This window comes from Ruegeria sp. C9, assembly GCF_056537585.1.
Map to the genome: position 1 here is coordinate 295180 of NZ_JBQFRU010000002.1, position 20845 is coordinate 316024.

Sequence of the window (20845 nt, forward strand, 5' to 3'; positions counted from 1 at the left end):
GCGTTAATCCAGATCGATCTTTCCCGGCGCTATACTCTGTTTCCGCAGAGACGCTGCAGCTATGCCTTGCAGCAATAGTGCTTCGCCATGATTGATATCGACAGGCTTGCGCGCGCGCAGCTCTTCAATACGCTGGTCAAGCGTCGTTTTACGGGCCGCCGTCAGCGGCTTTGCGAGGGTTGCGGTGCGATCCGGCATACATCACCTGTAGCAATCCGAGTGCTTATACCGGTTGGCTAACCGCAGAATGCGCCGTGAAGATGGCGCAAATCTGCCAGTTCCATGCCAGTTATCTCCCGAGTTCCTGCGCCAGTTGCATTAAGTTTGGATCATCGGGAAGAACTAACAAGGCCTCGTCCAATGTCGCCAACGCAGCCTGAACACCGCGATTGATGTGGGCAAGTTGAACCAGCATCGGCCAAGCCTCAACGCGCTGCGGGTCGAGCGTTACAACCTCGCGGAATGCACGTTCTGCAGCCGACGCGTTTCTGAGCGTAAGCGCCCAACCACCCAACACCAAATGGGTCTCAGGAAAGTCCAAACGATTGGAAATGCTACGTTGCCAATCCGCCATGCCCTGCTGCGCGCTTGCGCGTTGGTCTTGCGTCATGGCCTGCGCTGGGATCGATAAGAACTCTTTCGCAGCCGAGATGCGTACATTGCGCATGGGGTCGGATAACAACGGCTCTAACCGCGAAGCGCGCAACTGGGCAGGAACCTGACGCTGCAGTACCGGTCCATTGGCCCGTATCAGTGGGTCCGGATCGGCCAGCAACGGTGCTAGACGCTCGGCAAGATCAGGCGTTGCAAAAGGTTGCAACAAATACAGAGCGGTTGCGCGAACGATACCTGCCTGCCCTTCATCCAGAGCGATCGCGACCAGCGTTTCAGGGTCGTCCAATTGACCACTGCCTGCTGCTGCAAATGTCGTGCCATAATGCGCCACTCTATAGGATGATTCCGGGAACCAGAGTTCAATCTGCTGCGCCGCCCAAGACTGATCTTCATCCGCATGGCAATCGGTGCAGGCATCAGTTCCGAGCCTCAGATCAGGGCGGGGAATGCGGAAGCTGTGATCGCGCCTGCCATCTACCCCCATATAGACACGCTCGATCATGTGGCAGTTCTTGCATTGGGCACCCGCAGAATTTTCAGCATGTTGGTGATGCGCGGGCGTGTCATATTCGGCCAGCCGAAGGGTCGGGAAATCCGGGTTGCCAGCGGGGGAGTGGCATTGGGTACACAACCCATTACCCTCGGCTTTCACCTCAGCCCGGTGCGGATCGTGGCAATTCATGCAACCCACCCCTTCTGCATACATGCGCGACTGCAGGAATGAGCCATAAACATAGACCTCGTCCAAAATCTGGCCATCTGGGTGATACAAACCCGGTCGCAGCAACGCCAGGTTATAGGCGTCGTGATACGGCTTGCCGGGAAGCGGATTACCATCTTCTAACGCCTCGCGCCGGGAATGACAGCCGGCGCATTGCTGAATTTCCGCTTCTGTCTGCCCCCTGCCCCATGTCGTAGGGAATCCGAACTCGCTCAAACCGTCTTGCAACACTTTTCCGGTCGTCCACTCCAAATGCGCAGAACCCGGCCCGTGGCAAGCCTCGCACCCGACACCAATTTCGACCTGTGTCGAGGCATAGCGCCTTTCCTCAGAGTCGTAGTTCTTCACATAACCGGTCGCATGACACTCGGCACAGCGGGCGTTCCAGTTTTTGTACGGACCGGTCCAGTGCAGCCCATCATTCGGAGGCAGATCCTGATCCGGGTAAAGGTGGAACCAACGGCCCTTTTCGACGTCCCAAACCACATCAAAACTCTGCAATCGGCCGGGCTCGGTTTCGAAAAGATATTGCTGTAGCGGCGCGATACCGACAACGGAATGGACCGGATAGGTCGTTGTAACGCCGTCCTTTTCGGTGACCTGCGCCGTAAGAGCTCCATCTTGATCCGCAAAGGCCACGCTCATTCCATCATGCGAGAATCGTGTTCCATCGAAATCAGCCTGAACGTGGCCGTCCTCCACCTCGGTCCAGGCAAGCGCATGGTATGAGCTTTCCCAGGCTTCGGTTTCTTCCTTATGACAATCCGAGCACGCGTCTGATCCAACATAGTCCTGCGCCTGCGACTGCTGCGCGGTCGCCCAAAAGATCGCGGTCATCACGATAGCGCGGAGATACATCATTGCCCCTCTTCGTTTTGCAAATCGATCAGCGCACCGTTGTATTCGGCCCCGAGGATCAGCATGGCCGAGCATAAGTACAGGAAAATCAGCGCTGCCATTGCCCCTGCAAGCCCGGCATACGTCGCGCTATAGGTCGCAAACTTGGCGATGTAGATTGAAAAGCCCCATCCACCTGCAGCCCACAAAGCCAATGTCAGGATTACGCCCGGCAAGATTTGTAGTAGGCTGTGCCGTCGGGTGGGCAAGATCAGATGGGCCAAAAGAACGGTGCCAGCGGGGACAGCCACGGTAAAGGTCCATCGCAGACGATCCACCGACAGCCAGTTGTCCACATCCACTGCCGTCTTTTCCGAAACCAAACGGGTATAGACCGGCAGAACGACTTCGACCGCCGCGATGGCCAGAATGGCAGCACCGCCGATTATGACCAGCACAAAGCACAGCAGTCGGGTCTTCCAGAAGGGCCAATTGTCCGTGTCGTGATAGGCCTGCGCCATCGCCTTTCGCACAGCGGCGACTCCGTTCGAGGCAAAGTAGATCGCCAACAAGCCACCCAAAGTGATCACGCCCGAGCCTGCACCGGCCAGAACAGCACGCAGTTCTGAAACGATGGGATCGGCCACGTCTTTGGGCCAGGCGCCAAATATCAGTTCGATCAGTTCATCGGTCACATAGCCCTGTGACAAGGCCCCTGCCAACGCGACCGTGAACAGAACGAATGGAAAAAGGGCCATCATCAACGACATGGCGACGTGGCTGCTCATGACGAAGCCGTTTTTGTCATTAAATCGGCGCACAGCAAGCCAGAGCGCACGCAGGAATTGGCCGAACGAGGGAATCAAAACAGTTGGCATTGCGCTAGCCTAGCCTGCCTTTTCCTTTGGCAGAACCGTCAATCGGATCAGGCCACCGATTTCATGCGTATAACCTTCTGTATGGATTGCATAAACCCGCCAGCCTGTGCAGGATCAATCAAAACACATCCAGGCAGCACTCAGACCAAGGCCATCTTATGACCTCTGACCCAGAAAACAGCCCTTCCCGTGCGCGTCCGCAACTGAGCGTATTGCGGGATGTTGCGATCGTGGCCACGCTAATGGTGCTTGGCCTCTATGCAGGGGCAAACTTTCTGGTGCCGTTGACCATGGCGTTACTGGTCAACGTGCTGATCCTGGCCCTTAGCGACCGGGTCATTGCAGTGACGCGGGTGCCAATCTGGTTGGCGAATGTCGCGGGAGTAACAGTTGTATTGGCCGGTTTGTTCATGATCATGTACATTCTGGGCAGTCAGGCCACGCAGTTTGCACGCTCGATCAACACCTACGAAAGCCAGTTTGACGGGGCTGTTCATAGAATTACCGGGTTGGTCGGCAACGATGTCACAAGTTTTATCCGAGACAATCTGGTCAGCATCGATATGTCCTATGTCGCTCGGATATTGCTGGGCAGCGCCACATCGCTGCTTAACCAGTTCTTCCTTATAAGCCTCTATGTCGCCTTTCTGATGGCCGAGCGGTTGGCCTTTCGCAAGAAAATCCAGCTTGCCGCCGGCAACCCGCGGCTGGGGGCTGACCTGGCCTTGGTTCTGGATGCGATTTCGTACAGCCTGCAGCGATATGTCGGCGTGAAAACCTTTATCAGTCTGATCACCGCCACCATCAGCTACGCCGTATTCAAAGCGCTGGGTCTGGAATATGCTGAAACCTGGGCCGTGCTGACTTTCGCCCTGAATTTCATCCCGTCAATCGGTTCGATCATCGCTGTCATCTTTCCCGCAATGATCGCTCTGGTTCAGTTTGAGACGATCGGGCCATTTCTCGTGATCGTTCTGGGGTGCGGCACACTACAGTTTCTAATCGGCAACTTTCTGGATCCGGCCATGCTGGGCCGATCGCTGAACATGTCGACCTTCCTAGTGATTTTGGCGTTGACCTTCTGGACTACGGTCTGGGGTCTGATCGGAGCGTTCCTGAGTGTGCCTTTGACCGTCTGCATCCTGATCATCTTCAGCCACATCCCCGCGCTGCGCCCTGTCGCGATCTTGATGTCTTTGGATGGAAGGCTCGGTGAGGATGATCGGTCGTCAACCGAACATTAGGCTTGAAGGTCCGTCAACTTTGACAGCTAGCGACGAGGGCGCGTCGATCTTTCAACCTCAGCCGACCATACCCGCCTTCGATCAAGTCTAATTCGATAAGCCTGTGTAATGCTCGGTGAAGCGTTGGCGCAGAGACTGCAATCATAGCCGCCAGCTCTTCCTGCGAAACCGGTATCCAACCCTCTGCATCGGATGTCACCTCATCCAGATGCAGCAGCCTCAAAACCAGCCGTTTCTCGGTGCCGGTCACCGCAAGATTGGCAACGATACGCAGGGCTTTTTGCATGTTTTCATGACTTAAGGCGTAGAAATCCCGAACAAAGTCAGGAGAATCCTGCACCAAGCGTTCTAACCGCGGGGCCGGAAAGAAAAGCGTCTCGGTTGGCCGAGTCGCTACCACGCTGATCAGCCGATGCGCAGTCGCAAACAACGCGAGATCGCCGATCCAAAAGCCACGTCCTTCTTGGTGTATGACAAATTCCTGACCGTCATCTGCGGGGACGGTGATCTTAACACTACCATCCAAAACAGCGTGGATCCCGTTGGCGGGATCACCCTGGACAAACAAAGCTTCGTCAGCACCGTAAGTTCGGCGCACGGCACTGCGTAAAAGAGCACCCTGAAAGGCGGGAGATCTGGTATTGAACCAGGAACTTTCCTGCAGCGAGTCTAGATCAGTTTCAATTAATGCCATCTATATATTTAAACTTCATCATATGATAAATTTCAATCAGGCTCACTGGCCTACATTACTTACACACGAATCCCGCAATCTGGCTATTTTCGCGGGATATCCAATGCTTAACGACTGCAACTAATCCTATTCTGGACACAAGTCTCAGATAGTTCACAGGGACAAATTGTCCACAAGTTCAGGAGTAAAACATGTTAACTACAACCCGGTTCTTGGAAAGCTGGCGTATCGGACTGCGCCGTACCGCAGCAGCGTCGATTGCCGTTCTGGTCGCACTGCCCGCATGGGCGCAGGATCAAAAACCCAACATTTTGGTCATTTGGGGCGATGACATCGGCCAATCCAACATTTCGGCCTACACAATGGGCCTTATGGGATACCAGACCCCCAATATCGACAGGGTCGCCGATGAAGGCATGATCTTCACCGATTATTATGGCGAGCAATCCTGCACAGCTGGCCGCTCATCTTACATCATGGGCCAATCGGTGTTCCGGACTGGACTGTCCAAGGTTGGCTTGCCTGGCGCTAAAGAAGGGATGCAGATCGAAGACCCCACGATTGCAGGGTTGCTTAAGGATCATGGGTACGTGACCGGCCAGTTTGGCAAGAACCACCTGGGCGACAGGGATGAGCACCTGCCGACAAATCACGGATTTGATGAGTTTTTTGGGAATCTCTATCACCTCAATGCCGAAGAAGAACCCGAGCATGAAGATTATCCCGGGGACGCGGTTCTGCCCGACGGGCGCACGTTCCGCGAGGCCTATGGTCCGCGCGGTGTGATCAAGTCCAGCGCAGGCGGCCCCATCGAAGACACCGGTCCACTGACACGCAAACGCATGGAAACAGTGGATCAGGAAACCCTGGAAGCTGCCGTTGAGTTCATTCGTGAGGCCAACCAGAACGGCACACCATTCTATGTCTGGTGGAATGGCACACGGATGCATTTCCGCACCCATGTCGGGGAAGAAATGCGCGAAACAGCCAACGAAATCCTAGGTAGTCCGGCCGATGAATACACGGCGGGCATGATCGAACACGACATTCAGGTCGGCCAACTGCTTGATCTGCTGGACGAACTCGGCATCGCCGACAACACTATCGTTCACTATTCCACCGATAACGGCCCGCATTACAACACATGGCCGGATGCCGCTTCGACACCGTTCTGGGGCGAAAAGAATACCAACTGGGAAGGCGGCTGGCGCGTACCATCCATGGTGCGTTGGCCCGGCAAGATCGAAGCGGGTTCGATCTCGAACGAAATCGTGCATCACATGGACTGGCTGCCCACCTATCTGGCGGTCGCTGGCGACCCCGAAATCAAGGAAAAGCTGAAAGCCGGCTATTCCTCACCTGCCATGGGTCGCGACTACAAAGTGCATCTGGATGGCTACAACATATTGCCACTGCTGACCGGTGAGACCACTGAAAGCCCCCGCCGTGAAATCTTTTATTTCACGGATGACGGCGACCTGTCCGCTTTGCGTTTTGACGACTGGAAGCTGATCTTTTTGGAGCAAAAAGCATGGGCCACCCTGCGCGCATGGATGGAACCATTCACGGAGCTGCGCGTGCCGATCATCGTGAATCTGCGCCGCGACCCTTATGAGCGTGGATACCGGACATCCAACACATACTATGACTGGATGATTGACCGGGTGTATTTCCTAGTACCGGCGCAGCAATATGTGGCGAGTTTCCTGAGTACTTTCCAAGAGTTCCCACCACGCCAGAAGGCGGCAAGCTTCAGCCTGGATCAGGTGATGCAGAAATTGGCCACACCAACTTCGAACTAGAAAACAAGACAGGGGCCGCCGTAAAGCGCGGCCCCTTTTTCCAGTATCAGAGGCTATTACATGAGATTTCTCAAACTCACGGCGTTTATAGCCACCGTCCCCCTAGTGGCGTTCGCAGACCCCCTGCCCAGCTGGACCGACTCGGCATCAAAACAGCTGATCATCGACTTTGTTGACGCGGTCAGCGACCCGGCGAATGAACTATATGTCACTCCCGCCGACCGGATTGCGGTGTTTGACAATGACGGCACGCTTTGGGCTGAACAACCGGTCTATTTTCAGTTCATATTTGCCATGGACCAACTGGCAGAGCTTGCTAAACAAGACCCATCAATCTTATCGAGCCCAGCCCTGAAAGCGGCTGCCGAGGGTGATCTGAAAACCATTCTGGAAGGCGGGCACGACGCTCTGATCGAAGTGGTCAACGCATCGCATTCCGGCAGCAGCGTTGAAGTATTTCAGGCGTCGGTGGCGGATTGGCTGGACACTGCACGACATCCCGAGACCGATCTGCCCTACGACCAGATGACCTATCAGCCGATGGTCGAGCTGTTGCGCTACCTGCGGGATGAGGATTTCAAAACCTATATCGTATCGGGCGGCGGTCTGCATTTCATGCGTGTCTTTGCCGAACAGGCCTATGGCATCCCGCCCGAACAGATTCTGGGCACCTATGGTGAGACCACCTATGACAGCGAAAACAGCACACCTGTGATCAACAAGGCCCCCGGCATCGCCTTCATCGATGACAAAGAAGGCAAACCTATCAATATCGAGCGCACCATCGGCAAGCGCCCCATATTCGCCGGGGGAAACTCGGACGGGGATTTTGCCATGCTTGAATGGACCACCGCAGGCGACGGGCCACGGCTGGGCGTTTTGATCCATCACACGGACGCGGACCGCGAATGGGCCTATGACCGCGAAAGCCCGATCGGACGGCTGGTCGACGGGTTGGACAAGGGCCCTGAAATGGGATGGGTCATTGTTGATATGGCCAACGACTGGTCCCGCATCTACACTGGGGCAAACTAAGCAACCCGGACCGCTGCGCACTGATGTGGACAATACTCGTCTCGTTTTTTCTGTTTGCCCTCTATTGCGTAGCGATCGTCTTTGCAGTTCGGGCTGCGCAGACTGCGCGCACACCACAAGGGGCGGTTGGCTGGGTTGTGTTCCTGCTGTCGGCCCCGATGTTTGGCGTGCCGCTGTACCTGTTCCTAGGGCACCATCGGTTTCGGGGATATAGGATCGCGCGACAACAAAGTGAGCGCGTCGTCGAAGGTATCAAAACTTTTGCTGATTTCTCGAAACCCGACCCTGAGACGATGCGGGTCAATCCCCGACCGTTCGAGGCGCTGGCCCATCTGCCCGTGTCACGCGGCAACGGAGCCGAGTTACTGATCGACGGAGAGGCCACATTTGATGCCATTCTCGACGCCATCGACCGGGCCAAAAACTATGTTCTGATCCAGTTTTATATCGTCCGCGATGATGATCTGGGGCGAAAGGTGCGGGACCGGCTGATCGCGGCGGTCAAGCGTGGCGTACATGTTCGGTTCATGACCGATGCGGTGGGCAGCTATGGCCTGCCGTCCAGCTATTTTGAAACTCTGCGCCAGGCCGGAGTGGATGTTGCAGACCCCCGCGAACAACGCGGACCAAATTTCCGTTTTCAACTGAATTATCGCAATCACCGAAAAACTGTGATCGTGGATGGCGATGTCGGCTTTATCGGTGGTCATAACATTGGGGTCGAGTATCTGGGGCAAAGCCCTCGGTTCGGTCGTTGGCGGGATACGCATATCAAGATGACCGGTCACGTGGTTCGGCAATTGCAACTGATCTTCACCGAAGACTGGCACTGGGCGCGCAACGAAGACCTGATCGACCAACTCGATTGGGCTGGAACTGAATCTGATCAGGACATGAATGCGCTGCTGGTGGCAACGGGCCCGGGCGACGAAACAGAAACCGGCGCAATGATGTTCTTTGCGGCCATTTCTGAGGCGAAAGAACGGCTTTGGATCGCCTCGCCCTATTTTGTGCCCGACATCGACATCATGACCGCGCTACAGCACGCGGCGTTGCGTGGTGTGGATGTACGAATACTCGTGCCGGATGTCATCGACCATCGTCTGCCCTGGCTGGCCGCTTTTGCCTATTTCGACGAAATCCGAGACTGTGGCGCCCGTGTGTTTCGCTATACCGACGGCTTCATGCATCAAAAAGCGTTTGTTGTAGACGATACCTTGGCCGCCGTTGGCACCACCAATCTGGACAACCGATCTTTCCGTCTGAACTTTGAAGCGATGGCCCTGTTCTTTGACCGTCGCGCAGCAGAGGCCGTCGCCGCAATGCTGGAAACCGATTTTGAAGCAAGTTACGAATTGACCCGCAATTTGCCCCAGCAACCGTTCCACATCCGTTTTGGTGCGCCGCTTGCACGGTTGTTTGCACCGATCCTCTAGTTCAGGAACCGTTCTTCAAACACCCGCGTCATGAGGGCCACAAGGAACGCGGTTGACAGCCCAAAGGCCAGTAGGCCCGTGACCGATGCAAACGCTCCGAAGATGCGCAGCCCTTCGCCCAAGACGATGTCGCCGTAACCCAGCGTTGTGAACGTCACCAATGAGAAATAGAGGGCCGAATTCCAATCCGGCAGCACATCACCCCACACCCAGACAATCGCCCAGATCCAGACCTGAACCGTATGGGTCAGTACGATAAACACCAGCGCCACGCTGATCGGGCCTGCGGTTGCAAGGATAGTGCTGCGTGTCTCCCATTTCGCGACCAGTTTTCGGATGACCAGAACGCACCATGTCAGCAGCATGATTTCGATCAGAAAACAAATACCCAGATAGAAGCTGCCCCAAATGATTTGTTGCGACAATGTCATGTAAACGGCCTTTGTTCTGATCGCTGAAAACTGTGCCAGCATGGGGGTTTCGCGCGTTGCCGACAACCCCATGCGATGCGTAAGGCTGCGGCGAATAGAACCGATCTCGGCTCTGGACACTGGCGCGCCGCGTTGCACATTGTGACGGGACCAGATGAGAGTTTGCATGTTGCTATCAATTGATCACGTTCGAAAATCCTATCCCGGTGGGCGACCTGTCCTGACCGATGTTTCATTGACGCTGGAACAGGGGCAGACCTTGGCGCTGACCGGAGAAAGTGGCAGTGGCAAAAGCACATTATTGCATCTGGTGGCGGCGCTGGATGGGTTTGATGGCGGAGAGATTACTCTGGACGGGCGCGCCATGTCGGCCCTGAATGATGCGGAACGCGCCGAATTGCGTCGCGGCACCCTGTCTCTGGTCTTTCAGCAGTTCAACCTGATCCCGTCGCTGACCGTTGCCCAGAACCTCTCGATCCATGCGCGACTTGCGGGTCGGGACGACCCGGATTGGGTTGTCCACCTGACCGAGCGCCTTGGCCTGAGCGAATTGCAAGACCGCTACCCCGAGAACCTTTCGGGCGGACAGCAGCAGCGGGTTGCCATCGGACGCGCCATGGCGATCCGACCACGATTGCTGCTAGCGGATGAGCCGACGGGCAATCTGGACGAAACAGCAAGTGCGGTGGTGCTGGACCTGATGCTTTCATTGGTTGCCGATACCGGCGCTGCGCTCCTGCTGGTCACCCACTCGAATGACATCGCCAGCCGTCTCGACCGACGTGCCCACCTGACGGGCGGGCATATCGCATGACACGCGCTGCGGTCCTGGCGCTGGTGTCCCATTGGCGGATGCACCCATTGCAATTGATGACGCTTCTGACGGGTATCGCGCTGGCAACTTGTCTGTGGTCGGCCGTGCAAGCCATCAATGCCGAAGCGCGCGCGAGCTATGAACGCGCCAGCACCCAGCTTGCCATCGGACAATTCGACGAATTGCGCGCCTCCGGTTCCACGATCCCTCTTTCCCGCTACGCCGAGCTCAGGCGCGCAGGTTGGCAAGTGGCGGCCGTCTTAGAAGGCACGCTGCGCATCAAGGACCGTTCCGTACGTCTGATGGGGGTGGATTTGGTGGCCTACCCTGTCCTGCCCGCGATCACCCAGATCGAGCAAGGCGCGGATGCCCCCGACCCAGCTGATATGCTGACAGCTCCGGGGCGGCTGCTGATGTCACCCGCCCTGGCCCCGCTGTTTCAATCTAGTGACGACTTCCCACCGGTGCTTTCCAGCACCGCGCTGCCACCTGATCTGGTGCTCACCGATATTGGAGTGGCCGAGCGCCTTCTGAACCGTCCCGGTCAGATTTCCCGTCTGGTGATCTTGCCCAATCAGCCCCGTGGGGTCCCATCTCTGTCAGAACTTGCGCCTGAACTTCAACGAATTAGCCCCTCGGCCCAGTTGGATACCGCGCAACTTACCGACAGCTTTCACCTGAACCTCTCAGCCTTCGGCTTGCTGTCTTTCGCCGTCGGCCTGTTCATCGTTCACGGAACGGTCGGCCTCGCCTTCGCGCAGAGGCGTGGCACTATCCGTACATTAAGGGCTTTGGGCCTTCCCATGCGGGGCCTGATCTGGATCGTTCTGGGTGAATTACTTCTCTTGGCCCTGATCGGTGGCCTGTTCGGGTTAATCCTGGGGTATTTTCTGGCTGGAGCCTTGTTGCCTGATGTCGCCGCCACGTTGCGCGGCCTCTACGGGGCAACAATCGACGGGCAGATGTCATTACGCCCCCAATGGGTCGCCGCAGGTCTTGCGATGGCAACAGGCGGCACGTTGGCGGCCAGTGGCCACGCTCTTTGGCGACTTTCGCGCATGCCCATCCTCGCAGGGCCGGGCTTACAAGCTTGGCGTGGCAGTAAAGCCTCGGCCCAGATTACAGGCGCATGTGGCCTAGCCCTGCTAGCAGTGGGCTTTATCGCATATTTCACAATCGGCGGACTTATCGCAGGATTTGCCTTGCTTGCCGGGATGCTGACCGGAGCGGCCTTGTTGCTGCCGCTCGCACTGTCAGGGATATTGACCTTGTGCCTACGCCGGGCCCGCACGCCTGTTGGTCAATGGGTGCTCGCGGACATGCGGGCGCAATTGCCCGGTCTGTCACTTGCGCTGATGGCCTTGCTGCTGGCGCTCGCCGCGAATATCGGCGTGGGCACAATGGTTTCAAGCTTCCGCCTCACCTTTACTGGCTGGCTCGATCAACGGCTGACCTCCGAACTTTACGTGACCGCAGCCGACAATGCACAAGGCGCAGCCCTTATCGATTGGCTCGCCCCAAGGGCGTCAGCTGTCCTACCCATTCGCAGCACCGAATTGCTGCACGAGACCGGGCCGTTGTTTCTGTACGGGATTGTTGATCACGATAGCTATCGCAACAACTGGCCACTGATCGCCAAGGATCCCGACGTCTGGGACAACGTCCTGTATCGCGGCGCCGTACTCATCAACGAGCAACTCGCACGACGCGCGGATCTGTGGCCCGGAGATACCGTCGCGATCACACCCGAGCACAGCTTGCCGATTGCAGGTGTCTATTCCGACTACGGGAACCCGACAGGTCAGGCCATCGTCGCAATGCCGATGCTGGATCAGATTGCCCCGGATACGGATACACGCCGCTTTGGCATTCGCATCGCACCGGATCAGGCCTCGGAGCTGGCACAGGCGTTGCGTGACCAATTTGACCTGCCTCCATCGGCAGTTGTGCAGCAGGCCGCTATGAAAGCGCAATCGATGGCTGTTTTTGAAAAAACTTTCGTCGTCACCTCAGCGCTGAATGTGCTGACACTGGGCGTTGCGGGGTTCGCGATACTCACCAGTTTGCTGACATTGTGGACCCAGCGCCTGCCTCAGGTCGCACCGGTCTGGGCGCTGGGTCTAACGCGCGCGCAACTGGCCAAGCTAGAGCTTCTGCGCAGTGTCCTGCTTGCGGTGATGACCGCTTGCTTTGCCCTTCCATTGGGCCTTGTATTGGCATGGGTGCTGCTGGCCGTGATCAACGTGCAGGCCTTCGGATGGCGCTTGCCCATGTATTTGTTCCCAACTGACTGGCTGAGCCTGTTCCTGCTGACTCTGGTTGCCGCCGTGCTCGCAGCAGCCCTACCCGCATTACGATTGCTCCGCCTGCCACCTGCTGCGCTGTTGAGGGTTTTTGCCAATGAACGTTAAAGCCTTCATTCTGTTCATCCTCCTTCCAATTACCGGTTGGGCGCAGGGTTATGCCGGGTTGGGCGGCAATGCGGATGGCTTTACGCGTCCTGAACCGGACTACAGCTTTCAGTTTCCGCAAGATCACGGCGCCCATCCTGATTATCGGATTGAATGGTGGTATCTGACGGCAAACCTCAAAGACGCAGAGGGCCGCGACTATGGCATACAATGGACCCTGTTCCGTTCGGCACTGAAACCATCCGAAGCTGACGGCTGGCAAAACCCACAGATCTGGATGGGCCATGCCGCGCTCACAACCCCAGAAACACACTATTTCGCCGAACGACTCTCTCGTGGCGGTGTCGGACAGGCTGGCGTTACGGCCCATCCGTTTGAGGCATGGATCGATGAATGGCACATGCGCGGCGATGATTTGGAAACCCTCAGCCTGACAGCAAACGGATCAGACTTTGGTTATGATCTGACTCTAAAGGCCCAAGGCCCATTGGTGTTTCACGGGGCCGAGGGGTATTCGGTGAAATCCGCCGATGGTCAGGCAAGCTACTACTATTCACAACCCTTCTACTCGGTCGAGGGCACGCTCCACCTGCCCAACGAAGATGTCGAAGTCGCCGGCCAGGGTTGGCTGGATCGCGAATGGTCTTCGCAACCCTTGGCCGAAGATCAAAGCGGCTGGGACTGGTTCTCGCTCAGCTTTGACGACGGTGACAAGCTGATGGCCTTCCGCCTACGCGGGGATCGAGGGGATTTCACGGCCGCTACGTGGATTGAGCCTGATGGGCAAACGACCCCCCTACCTGACGGCTCAGTCCTGCTAGAACCCCTTGAAACCGCCCGCGTGGCACAACGTGACGTTCCGATCAAATGGCAGGTGTCGTTGCCGGATCGCGGGATCGATGTTGAAGTCGATGCCATAAGCCCGAAGGCTTGGATGGGAACCCGGTTCGAATACTGGGAAGGCCCAATCACCATCACAGGTAGCCACACAGGACGCGGATATCTTGAGATGACGGGGTATTGAAGTTGAACTTCAGCAATATATTCAGAATTGCTGTGGTGCCCAAGGAGAGACTCGAACTCTCACGCCCGTGAAGGCGGGGGATTTTGAATCCCCTGCGTCTACCATTCCGCCACTTGGGCCACGAACACTGGATTAGCGCTCTACCGAGAGAAGGTCCAGAGGCAAAAAACAACCACTGCCCTGAATGTTTCATCGAAGGAGGTTGACGGTCAGTCGGGTGCATGGTTTGGCTTGCCGCAGCGGTTACCAGGATACTTATTCTTCATGTTGCGATCCCTTTATGACTGGACCATTCGTCTGGCCGAACATCCTCATGCGCTCTGGGCGCTGGCTGTTGTGGCTTTTGTCGAAAGTTCGTTTTTTCCGATCCCACCCGATGTTTTGATGATTCCCATGATCCTTGCACGTCCGTCGCGGGCCTGGCTGATCGCGACGGTCGCCTTGGTTGCCTCGGTGCTGGGTGGGATATTGGGTTATGCAATTGGGGCATTCTTTTACGAAAGCCTTGGGCAGCCTGTTCTGGAAGCCATGGGCAAAGCCCACGCAATGGAAGAGTTCAATACCCGCTTCAATGATTTCGGCTTCTGGGCCGTGCTGGCGGCTGGTGTGACGCCTTTCCCATATAAGGTCATCACCATCATGTCGGGCTGGACCGGGATGCCGATTGGGACGTTCATAGCCACCTCGATCCTGGCGCGCGCCTTGCGCTTCTTTCTTGTGGCAGGGCTGCTGTGGAAATTTGGGGAACCAATCCGTGACTTCATCGAAAAACGGTTGGGTTTGATGTTTACCCTATTCATAATCCTACTGTTTGGCGGCTTTCTTGTGGTGAAATACTTATGACGCGCAAAAGACTTTTGGTTCTGGTTGCCGCATCCGGCTCGGCCGCGTTGCTACTTGGGGCTTGGGGCTTTCAATACATTGGTGGGCTCGCGCCGTGCAAAATGTGCATCTGGCAGCGGTATCCTCATGGTGTCGCAGTGATTCTTGGTGCTCTAGCCTTTACCTTCCCGGGCGTCCGCCCCCTGCCCCTAATAGGCGCTCTGGCGGCGGCCACAACGGCGGGAATAGGGTTTTACCATGCTGGGGTCGAGCAAGGCTGGTGGGAGGGCCCATCGACCTGCACATCTGGTGATATCGGCGGTCTGAGTGCAGAAGAGTTAATGAATCAAATCATGTCCGCACCGCTCGTCCGTTGCGATGACATCCCGTGGGAGATGTTCGGGATTTCCATGGCGGGCTGGAATGGATTGATTTCGACGGGTCTGGTCCTGATCTGGATCGCAGCCTGGCGCGCGCGCTAGGGTTTATAGCTGATCCAGTTCGGCATCCCAGTAGAGGAAGTCGATCCAGCTTTCGTGCAGATGGTTCGGGGGGAACTTCCGACCGATATTGCGCAAAGCCTCAGCATCCGGCTGACGCGGCGGTTTATTCAGTGACATTCTGGCCTGTCGCAGGGATTTTGAGCCCTTGCGCAGATTGCACGGGCTGCACGCTGCAACGACATTCTGCCAACTTGTGACCCCGCCCGCAGCGCGCGGTACAACATGATCAAAGGTCAGGTTTTCACGGCTGCCGCAGTACTGGCATTTGAATTCGTCCCGCAAAAATAAATTAAAGCGCGTGAAGGCCACGCGCTTTCTGGGTTTTACATAGTCTTTCAGGACAACCACCGAGGGTATTCGGATCTCGGTACTGGGACTGCGGACAACCTCGTCATATTCCGCAACAATATCCACCCTGTCCAGCCAGGCAGCTTTGATCGCCTCCTGCCACGGCCATAAAGACAACGGGTAGTAGGAAAGAGGTCTGTAATCGGCGTTCAAAACCAATGCCGGATGATGCTTGAGAGCACCGGTTTCCCTGACAAATTCGGTCCTGAAGTCTCCGTCCATAACAGAATCGCTCCTCGCTCTGTACTGCCCGTTTGTGACAACAGAGCGGGGAACACCCGCCCCGGCCTTAAGTTAACTATATATCGTGTTAAATCTCTGACAAGTGCCGAGTTCACACAACATCTCGGGTATTGGTTAGGCCGAATACGTAACAGATAAGTGACACTTATCCACAGGTTGCGCAGATGTGGTCTGCAAGCTATGGCGGGGCATGTCCTGGTTCATCCGTTTCAACAAACCTTACGATGTATTGCCGCAGTTCACCGACCGCGCCAATTCTGACTCGCCCCGCAGCACGCTCTCGGAATTCATCGACCTGCCCGGTGTCTATCCTGCGGGACGCTTGGACCGGGATAGCGAGGGTTTGATGCTGCTGACTGATAATGGGCGATTGCAGGCGCAGATATCAGACCCCAAGCACAAGATGCCTAAGACATACTGGGTTCAGGTCGAAGGCATTCCCGATACAGCGGCACTAAAGGCGTTGCGGGAAGGTGTTGAACTTAAGGATGGTTTGACGCGCCTCGCCAAGGCGCGGCTGATTGACGAACCCGAATGGCTGTGGCCACGCACCCCGCCGATCCGGGTTCGCCAAACGGTGCCCGACAGTTGGATTGAACTGACGATTAAAGAGGGCCGCAACCGTCAGGTTCGCCGGATGACAGCCGCAGTCGGGCACCCAACTCTGCGCCTGATCCGAGCCCGTGTTGGAGATTGGTCTTTGGACGGCCTTGACCCCGGTCAGTGGGAAAGCCTGCCGATGCCAGCTGTTGACGCAGCACCGTCGCGCAAGCGGGACCGCCGCCCGCGCCGGTGACAAAAACTGCGTGATGTGATAGGCTTAGGGCATGAAGGTAACACCGGATATCCCTGCCCCGTCTGCCATCCTGGAAGCCGCGCTGTATGTCGACGATCTAGATGCGGCCGAGGATTTCTATGGTCAGATATTGGGGCTAGAGAAAATCCAGCGCGTCACCGACCGCCATGTGTTCTATCGGATCGGCGGGTCCGTCCTGTTGCTGTTCAATGCCAGCGAAACCGAGAAACCGCCAGGCAACCCTGATCTGCCGGTCCCACCGCATGGGGCGCGCGGTCCCAGCCATGTTTGCCTTGTCCTAACCCGAGATGAAATCACCGTGATGCGCAAGCATCTGTTGGACTGGAACATCCCTGTCGATGCCGAGTTCGACTGGCCCAACGGAGCCCGGTCGCTCTATGTACGAGACCCTGCAGGCAACTCGGTCGAATTCTCGGAAGGAAGGCTTTGGGAGTGATCGATCAGCGAAGCGGCTGCTTCTCGCCCCCGATCACACGGTAGATTTCGCTAGAGACAACGCCGACCTCACCAAGTGCCGCCTGAAAAGCAGCCATATGAGGGGTCGCGAAATGGGCCTCAAGCGCGGCCTGATCCTGCCATTCCTCATAGACCCGAAAGCGGGTCGCCTGACCCAGGATTTGACTGAATTCATAGATCAGGCATCCGGGTTCTTTCAGAGTTTCCGCAACCATTTCCTGCGCGGCAGCAATGGCTTTCTCGACCGCTGCATCTGAAACTTCGACCACTCCTGTCACGATCAGCATCATGCTCTCCTTAGATCGCCCCGCAAGTCAGAGGCTCAGCTTATCCCGCATGAAGGCCAGCGCAACACTCAAGCCATCCGGAGCAATCCCGTGGCCGGTGCCCTTCATTATATGGGCATAAACCTCTTTGAACCCAGCCGCCTGAAGTGCCTCAGCTGCTTCTGGCAACGATTGCGGCGGTACAACGTCATCAGCATCGCCATGCACCAGCAGGATTGGCATGCGACTGACGGTTTCGTCCGGCAGCAAATCAGGTTCCAGCAAACGTCCCGAGAACGCTACGATCCCCGCCACTGGGTCCTCGCGGCGCGGGGCTACATGTAAGCTCATCATCGTGCCCTGGCTGAAACCGAACAGCACTACCTGCTCTGGCAGGACATCCTCATCCACCATCAGCGCATCAAGGAACGCGTTGAAATCCTCAACTGCCATTTCCATACCCCGTCGGGCTTCCTCCTCGGATGAGCCATCAATCCACGGGATCGGGAACCACTGGAAACCGTTGGGCATACCGATGATCTGTTCAGGCGCGTCCGGAGCTACAAACAACGTATCCGGGAGATGCTCGCCCAACGGATCAGCCAGCCCCAAAAGATCGGCCCCGTTTGCACCATAACCATGCACAAACACCACGACCGAGCGTGTGTCGCCTGAAACCGGCTCTTTCCTGAGCGCGTTCAAAACCCGTGTCATCTGATCCCTTCTCTGTCTTTTGCGACCCGGTAATAGGCCCACAGCACCCGCGCCGCAACCGATCGCCACGGCGACCATGCTTCAGCCATCTGGCGTAACTCTTTGTCTTTTGGTCGTTCTGGCAATTCATAGAGGATGCGTGCAGCTTCCTGTAAGGCCAGATCGCCCGGTGCAATCACATCGGCGCGACCCAGCGAAAACATCGCATAAATCTCGGCAGTCCAGACACCGATTCCCGGTACCTCGGTCAGAATTGCGACCACTTCGTCATCTGGCGCATCACGCAACGCTTTGTAATCGATCCGCGCCTCAGCCAAGGCGCGGGCATAGCGAATTTTCTGACGGCTGAGACCCACAGCGCGCAGATCATCATCAGTGGCCCACATAATCTTGCGCGGACCGGTCAGTTTTGCGTCCTGCAGCCTCTTCCAGATTGCGTTTGCCGAGGCCACGCTGACCTGCTGACTGACAATCGCGCTGAGCAATTGGGCGAACCCGTCAGGCTTGCGCCTGAGTGGCAGGGGGCCGGTTTGCTCCATCGCATAAGCCATCCGGGGGCAGGCCTCAGCCAACCACTCGGCCCCTTCGGTAACGCAGTCCGGTGTTTCGATGATGCGTCCGACGGACATGCGCTCTCCGATAAGTGATCCTTGTCCGCACGTTAGGCGGATGTGCCGCATATGCAACCCGCTTGTGCCGAGTCTCAATCGTAGATAACCATTCGCCCATGACAATGATCGCTGCCACCCCCGACGATAGTCAGGCCAAACGCAACGTCGCCGTTTTGGTGGCGGCGCAGGCGATTTTAGGCGCGCAGATGCCGATGATGTTCATCGTCGGCGGGCTGGCAGGCCAATCGCTGGCCAGCAACGCTTGCCTTGCGACGCTGCCGATTTCACTGATCGTTCTGGGTTCAATGCTGGCGGCAACGCCGATTTCAGCCATCATGCAACGCTGGGGACGCCGTGCCGGGTTTCTTGTGGGATCAACCGCAGGTGCCGCAGGGGGCGTTATCGGGGCTTACGGCCTTTATCTCGGCTCGTTCCCGATCTTCCTGATCGGCAGCTTCCTGACCGGCATATACATGAGCGCACATGGCTTTTATCGCTTTGCAGCAGCAGACACCGCCTCTGATGCATTTCGGCCCAAGGCGATCTCATACGTCATGGCCGGAGGGCTTGCGGCGGCGATCATCGGCCCTCAGATCGTCAAGCTGACCTCGCAGGCGTATGTGGTCCCGTTTTTGGGCACTTATCTGGCGGTGATCGCGATCAACGTAATCGGCTCAGCCCTGTTCTTCTTTCTCGACATCCCTACTCCGCCGAAACCGACCGAAGATGAACCCAAAGGTCGCACACGGCTGGAGTTGCTGAAAACTCCACGCATCGCAGTGGCGATCATCTGCTCAATGGTTTCCTACGCGCTGATGAACCTTGTAATGACGTCTACACCTTTGGCCGTCGTCGGGTGCGGATATACCGAAGGAGATGCCGCGGATATCGTCACCAGCCACGTACTGGCGATGTACATTCCCAGCTTCTTCACCGGCCACCTGATCGCGCGGTTTGGGGTCGAAAAGATCGTAGCTCTCGGTTTGGCGATCCTTGGCGGTGCAGGCATTGTCGCCCTGCAAGGTGTTGATCTAGGTAACTTTTTCGTCGCCCTGATCCTGCTTGGCATCGGATGGAACTTTGGCTTCATTGGCGCCACCAGCATGTTGGCAGACTCGCATGAAGTGCACGAACGCGGGCGAATGCAGGGCCTGAATGACTTGCTGGTGTTTGGCGGCGTGACTTTGGCCTCGCTTGCCTCTGGCGGATTGATGAACTGCTCGGGCGGTTCAGCGGTCGAGGGTTGGACGGCCGTAAACCTCGCCATGATCCCGCTGCTGACCCTTGCAGGTGGCGCGCTGCTGTGGCTGGTTCTGAGGCCTTCGGACCCACAAACCGTCTGACGTTACCAGCGCCCGGTCGCTGCCGTTTTCATCAGGGTAAACCGACGTCGGATTTCACCCTGAGCCAACGCACCTGCGGCCACCCGGTCCGGTCTGGCCAATGCAGTCCGCAACACCCATTCCGTCTGCCACCCCGCATAGAGCGCAGGCCGTGCTTGTGCCGAGATCTCGTTGCGGGTGGACCGCGCTTGCGCCAATCGGTCCAAAGCCTTCTGCGCCAGCGCCCGAACCCCGTCATGGGTTCCGTCCAGCAAAGGAATGCGCCCACGTGCCTCAAGCTCGGGAATTGCGCGCAGCCAATTCGCGATCCCCGCTGCATATCCGAATTCACGCAGAACAGTTTCATCCGCCGAACCCAAAGCCTGCGCCGACACCACCATTAATGTTCCAGCGCTATGGGCAATATAGGCGTCAAAATGCGCCTCATCCTCGAACGGATCACGATAGATATCCCAACGCCTTACGGCCACATATTCATCCAGCAGCGCTGCCAGATGCGGAGAAATCACGCGCGACACAGGTGTGACAACCTCGTGCCGACGAACAGATGGACCTTCGGCAATCTCTTGCAAGGCATCGCGCCACCATTGCAGCCGCATCTCAGCGATCATGCTCTCTTGCGTCACCCACGGGGCACGGGCCACCTCGACGTTCAGCGCATAAATCGGGAACAAAACTGCCCGTGCCTCAACTGGCGCGGCCATGGCAGCCATAAAGCGATCGGGATCGGCCCGATGAACCAGCGCAGCACAAGCCTTGATGTCGTCGTCGAACTCCACC

At 57.0% G+C, this 20845-nt stretch carries 22 protein-coding genes and 1 tRNA gene; 12 read left to right on the top strand and 11 right to left on the bottom strand.

Features of this window, described 5'->3' with window-relative positions; genetic code table 11:
- Window positions 1-3 precede the first annotated feature (3 nt).
- The 3 genes from ACR0NE_RS05650 to ACR0NE_RS05660 all read right to left on the bottom strand — a co-directional run bounded on the left by ACR0NE_RS05650 (window position 4) and on the right by ACR0NE_RS05660 (window position 3051).
- Window positions 4-198 (bottom strand): hypothetical protein, encoded by a 195-nt coding sequence (locus ACR0NE_RS05650; RefSeq protein WP_170393013.1) that lies wholly within the window; start codon window positions 196-198, stop codon window positions 4-6.
- A gap of 91 nt (window positions 199-289) precedes the next feature.
- A complete protein-coding gene (locus ACR0NE_RS05655) occupies window positions 290-2194 on the bottom strand; it encodes a cytochrome c3 family protein (protein WP_170596102.1) in 1905 nt (634 codons plus the stop codon).
- On the bottom strand, window positions 2194-3051 hold the full coding sequence (locus ACR0NE_RS05660) for a YihY/virulence factor BrkB family protein (protein WP_170393012.1): 858 nt from the start codon (window positions 3049-3051) through the stop codon (window positions 2194-2196). The genes ACR0NE_RS05655 and ACR0NE_RS05660 overlap by 1 nt, the downstream gene beginning before the upstream one ends.
- A gap of 158 nt (window positions 3052-3209) precedes the next feature.
- On the opposite strand from ACR0NE_RS05660, the gene ACR0NE_RS05665 reads away from it, so the two are divergent.
- Complete coding sequence (locus tag ACR0NE_RS05665) at window positions 3210-4295, top strand: AI-2E family transporter (protein ID WP_170595558.1); 1086 nt, start codon at window positions 3210-3212, stop codon at window positions 4293-4295.
- A gap of 13 nt (window positions 4296-4308) precedes the next feature.
- Here the strand turns inward: ACR0NE_RS05665 and ACR0NE_RS05670 are convergent, their stop codons facing one another.
- A complete protein-coding gene (locus tag ACR0NE_RS05670) occupies window positions 4309-4989 on the bottom strand; it encodes a Crp/Fnr family transcriptional regulator (protein ID WP_170595556.1) in 681 nt (226 codons plus the stop codon).
- Window positions 4990-5180: 191 nt separating this feature from the next.
- Between ACR0NE_RS05670 and ACR0NE_RS05675 the strand changes: the two genes are divergently transcribed.
- From ACR0NE_RS05675 to cls, 3 genes are read left to right on the top strand one after another with little or no spacing between them, the layout of a single operon-like run.
- On the top strand, window positions 5181-6791 hold the full coding sequence (locus tag ACR0NE_RS05675) for an arylsulfatase (protein WP_255612093.1): 1611 nt from the start codon (window positions 5181-5183) through the stop codon (window positions 6789-6791).
- Window positions 6792-6851: 60 nt separating this feature from the next.
- Window positions 6852-7826 carry an HAD family hydrolase gene (locus ACR0NE_RS05680; protein WP_170595554.1) on the top strand — a complete coding sequence of 325 codons (975 nt, stop codon included), beginning with the start codon at window positions 6852-6854 and terminating at the stop codon, window positions 7824-7826.
- A 23-nt stretch (window positions 7827-7849) separates the two neighbouring features.
- Window positions 7850-9262, top strand: a complete 1413-nt coding sequence (gene cls / locus ACR0NE_RS05685; protein WP_170595552.1) for a cardiolipin synthase — start codon at window positions 7850-7852, stop codon at window positions 9260-9262.
- Here cls and ACR0NE_RS05690 read toward each other — a convergent pair.
- Window positions 9259-9861, bottom strand: coding sequence for a potassium channel family protein (locus tag ACR0NE_RS05690; protein WP_370644421.1), 603 nt, complete (start codon window positions 9859-9861; stop codon window positions 9259-9261). The genes cls and ACR0NE_RS05690 overlap by 4 nt on opposite strands.
- On the opposite strand from ACR0NE_RS05690, the gene ACR0NE_RS05695 reads away from it, so the two are divergent.
- Genes ACR0NE_RS05695 through ACR0NE_RS05705 form a run of 3 tightly spaced genes read left to right on the top strand, consistent with a single transcriptional unit; the run spans window position 9860 to window position 13942 of the window.
- Window positions 9860-10507 (top strand): ABC transporter ATP-binding protein, encoded by a 648-nt coding sequence (locus ACR0NE_RS05695; protein WP_170510210.1) that lies wholly within the window; start codon window positions 9860-9862, stop codon window positions 10505-10507. The two genes, ACR0NE_RS05690 and ACR0NE_RS05695, sit on opposite strands and share 2 nt — an antisense overlap.
- Complete coding sequence (locus ACR0NE_RS05700) at window positions 10504-12918, top strand: FtsX-like permease family protein (protein WP_170595550.1); 2415 nt, start codon at window positions 10504-10506, stop codon at window positions 12916-12918. The genes ACR0NE_RS05695 and ACR0NE_RS05700 overlap by 4 nt, the downstream gene beginning before the upstream one ends.
- A complete protein-coding gene (locus ACR0NE_RS05705; RefSeq protein WP_170595548.1) occupies window positions 12908-13942 on the top strand; it encodes a lipocalin-like domain-containing protein in 1035 nt (344 codons plus the stop codon). The genes ACR0NE_RS05700 and ACR0NE_RS05705 overlap by 11 nt, the downstream gene beginning before the upstream one ends.
- Before the next feature lie 33 nt (window positions 13943-13975).
- Here ACR0NE_RS05705 and ACR0NE_RS05710 read toward each other — a convergent pair.
- A tRNA-Leu gene (locus tag ACR0NE_RS05710) sits at window positions 13976-14061 on the bottom strand.
- Window positions 14062-14206: 145 nt separating this feature from the next.
- On the opposite strand from ACR0NE_RS05710, the gene ACR0NE_RS05715 reads away from it, so the two are divergent.
- Window positions 14207-14785, top strand: a complete 579-nt coding sequence (locus ACR0NE_RS05715; RefSeq protein WP_170393003.1) for a YqaA family protein — start codon at window positions 14207-14209, stop codon at window positions 14783-14785.
- Window positions 14782-15246: a disulfide bond formation protein B gene (locus ACR0NE_RS05720; protein WP_170595546.1), complete on the top strand. Its 465-nt coding sequence runs from the start codon at window positions 14782-14784 to the stop codon at window positions 15244-15246. The genes ACR0NE_RS05715 and ACR0NE_RS05720 overlap by 4 nt, the downstream gene beginning before the upstream one ends.
- Before the next feature lie 3 nt (window positions 15247-15249).
- On the opposite strand, the gene ACR0NE_RS05725 is transcribed toward ACR0NE_RS05720, so the two are convergent.
- Entirely contained in the window at window positions 15250-15837 is a 588-nt protein-coding gene (locus ACR0NE_RS05725; RefSeq protein ID WP_170405905.1) for an HNH endonuclease, read from the bottom strand.
- Window positions 15838-16048: 211 nt separating this feature from the next.
- On the opposite strand from ACR0NE_RS05725, the gene ACR0NE_RS05730 reads away from it, so the two are divergent.
- Both ACR0NE_RS05730 and ACR0NE_RS05735 read left to right on the top strand, forming a co-directional pair.
- Window positions 16049-16654, top strand: a complete 606-nt coding sequence (locus ACR0NE_RS05730; RefSeq protein WP_170562621.1) for an rRNA large subunit pseudouridine synthase E — start codon at window positions 16049-16051, stop codon at window positions 16652-16654.
- Between the two features lie 31 nt (window positions 16655-16685).
- Window positions 16686-17111: a VOC family protein gene (locus tag ACR0NE_RS05735; protein ID WP_170405910.1), complete on the top strand. Its 426-nt coding sequence runs from the start codon at window positions 16686-16688 to the stop codon at window positions 17109-17111.
- 4 nt (window positions 17112-17115) lie between these two features.
- Here the strand turns inward: ACR0NE_RS05735 and ACR0NE_RS05740 are convergent, their stop codons facing one another.
- The 3 genes from ACR0NE_RS05740 to ACR0NE_RS05750 are packed head-to-tail and all read right to left on the bottom strand — an operon-like array spanning window position 17116 to window position 18740.
- Window positions 17116-17418, bottom strand: a complete 303-nt coding sequence (locus tag ACR0NE_RS05740) for a putative quinol monooxygenase (protein ID WP_170421777.1) — start codon at window positions 17416-17418, stop codon at window positions 17116-17118.
- A gap of 27 nt (window positions 17419-17445) precedes the next feature.
- A complete protein-coding gene (locus ACR0NE_RS05745; RefSeq protein ID WP_170392997.1) occupies window positions 17446-18111 on the bottom strand; it encodes an alpha/beta fold hydrolase in 666 nt (221 codons plus the stop codon).
- Window positions 18108-18740 (bottom strand): DNA-3-methyladenine glycosylase family protein, encoded by a 633-nt coding sequence (locus ACR0NE_RS05750; RefSeq protein WP_170392996.1) that lies wholly within the window; start codon window positions 18738-18740, stop codon window positions 18108-18110. Before ACR0NE_RS05750 ends, ACR0NE_RS05745 begins: the two co-directional genes overlap by 4 nt.
- Window positions 18741-18838: 98 nt before the next feature.
- Between ACR0NE_RS05750 and ACR0NE_RS05755 the strand changes: the two genes are divergently transcribed.
- Window positions 18839-20065, top strand: a complete 1227-nt coding sequence (locus ACR0NE_RS05755) for an MFS transporter (protein WP_170595543.1) — start codon at window positions 18839-18841, stop codon at window positions 20063-20065.
- Between the two features lie 2 nt (window positions 20066-20067).
- Here ACR0NE_RS05755 and ACR0NE_RS05760 read toward each other — a convergent pair whose 3' ends face one another.
- Window positions 20068-20844, bottom strand: coding sequence for a squalene/phytoene synthase family protein (locus ACR0NE_RS05760; protein WP_170595541.1), 777 nt, complete (start codon window positions 20842-20844; stop codon window positions 20068-20070).
- Window position 20845: the final 1 nt, after the last annotated feature.

What these genes read in the sequence shown, in the direction of transcription:
- cls (WP_170595552.1), top strand. Translation starts at nt 7,850, where the DNA reads ATGTGGACAATACTCGTCTCGTTTTTTCTGTTTGCCCTCTATTGCGTA.
- ACR0NE_RS05715 (WP_170393003.1), top strand. Translation starts at nt 14,207, where the DNA reads ATGTTGCGATCCCTTTATGACTGGACCATTCGTCTGGCCGAACATCCT.
- ACR0NE_RS05655 (WP_170596102.1), bottom strand. Translation starts at nt 2,194, where the DNA reads ATGTATCTCCGCGCTATCGTGATGACCGCGATCTTTTGGGCGACCGCG.
- ACR0NE_RS05730 (WP_170562621.1), top strand. Translation starts at nt 16,049, where the DNA reads ATGTCCTGGTTCATCCGTTTCAACAAACCTTACGATGTATTGCCGCAG.
- ACR0NE_RS05660 (WP_170393012.1), bottom strand. Translation starts at nt 3,051, where the DNA reads ATGCCAACTGTTTTGATTCCCTCGTTCGGCCAATTCCTGCGTGCGCTC.
- ACR0NE_RS05690 (WP_370644421.1), bottom strand. Translation starts at nt 9,861, where the DNA reads ATGCAAACTCTCATCTGGTCCCGTCACAATGTGCAACGCGGCGCGCCA.
- ACR0NE_RS05700 (WP_170595550.1), top strand. Translation starts at nt 10,504, where the DNA reads ATGACACGCGCTGCGGTCCTGGCGCTGGTGTCCCATTGGCGGATGCAC.
- ACR0NE_RS05670 (WP_170595556.1), bottom strand. Translation starts at nt 4,989, where the DNA reads ATGGCATTAATTGAAACTGATCTAGACTCGCTGCAGGAAAGTTCCTGG.
- ACR0NE_RS05735 (WP_170405910.1), top strand. Translation starts at nt 16,686, where the DNA reads ATGAAGGTAACACCGGATATCCCTGCCCCGTCTGCCATCCTGGAAGCC.
- ACR0NE_RS05720 (WP_170595546.1), top strand. Translation starts at nt 14,782, where the DNA reads ATGACGCGCAAAAGACTTTTGGTTCTGGTTGCCGCATCCGGCTCGGCC.
- ACR0NE_RS05705 (WP_170595548.1), top strand. Translation starts at nt 12,908, where the DNA reads ATGAACGTTAAAGCCTTCATTCTGTTCATCCTCCTTCCAATTACCGGT.
- ACR0NE_RS05725 (WP_170405905.1), bottom strand. Translation starts at nt 15,837, where the DNA reads ATGGACGGAGACTTCAGGACCGAATTTGTCAGGGAAACCGGTGCTCTC.
- ACR0NE_RS05675 (WP_255612093.1), top strand. Translation starts at nt 5,181, where the DNA reads ATGTTAACTACAACCCGGTTCTTGGAAAGCTGGCGTATCGGACTGCGC.
- ACR0NE_RS05740 (WP_170421777.1), bottom strand. Translation starts at nt 17,418, where the DNA reads ATGCTGATCGTGACAGGAGTGGTCGAAGTTTCAGATGCAGCGGTCGAG.
- ACR0NE_RS05745 (WP_170392997.1), bottom strand. Translation starts at nt 18,111, where the DNA reads ATGACACGGGTTTTGAACGCGCTCAGGAAAGAGCCGGTTTCAGGCGAC.
- ACR0NE_RS05695 (WP_170510210.1), top strand. Translation starts at nt 9,860, where the DNA reads ATGTTGCTATCAATTGATCACGTTCGAAAATCCTATCCCGGTGGGCGA.
- ACR0NE_RS05755 (WP_170595543.1), top strand. Translation starts at nt 18,839, where the DNA reads ATGACAATGATCGCTGCCACCCCCGACGATAGTCAGGCCAAACGCAAC.
- ACR0NE_RS05665 (WP_170595558.1), top strand. Translation starts at nt 3,210, where the DNA reads ATGACCTCTGACCCAGAAAACAGCCCTTCCCGTGCGCGTCCGCAACTG.
- ACR0NE_RS05750 (WP_170392996.1), bottom strand. Translation starts at nt 18,740, where the DNA reads ATGTCCGTCGGACGCATCATCGAAACACCGGACTGCGTTACCGAAGGG.
- ACR0NE_RS05680 (WP_170595554.1), top strand. Translation starts at nt 6,852, where the DNA reads ATGAGATTTCTCAAACTCACGGCGTTTATAGCCACCGTCCCCCTAGTG.
- ACR0NE_RS05650 (WP_170393013.1), bottom strand. Translation starts at nt 198, where the DNA reads ATGCCGGATCGCACCGCAACCCTCGCAAAGCCGCTGACGGCGGCCCGT.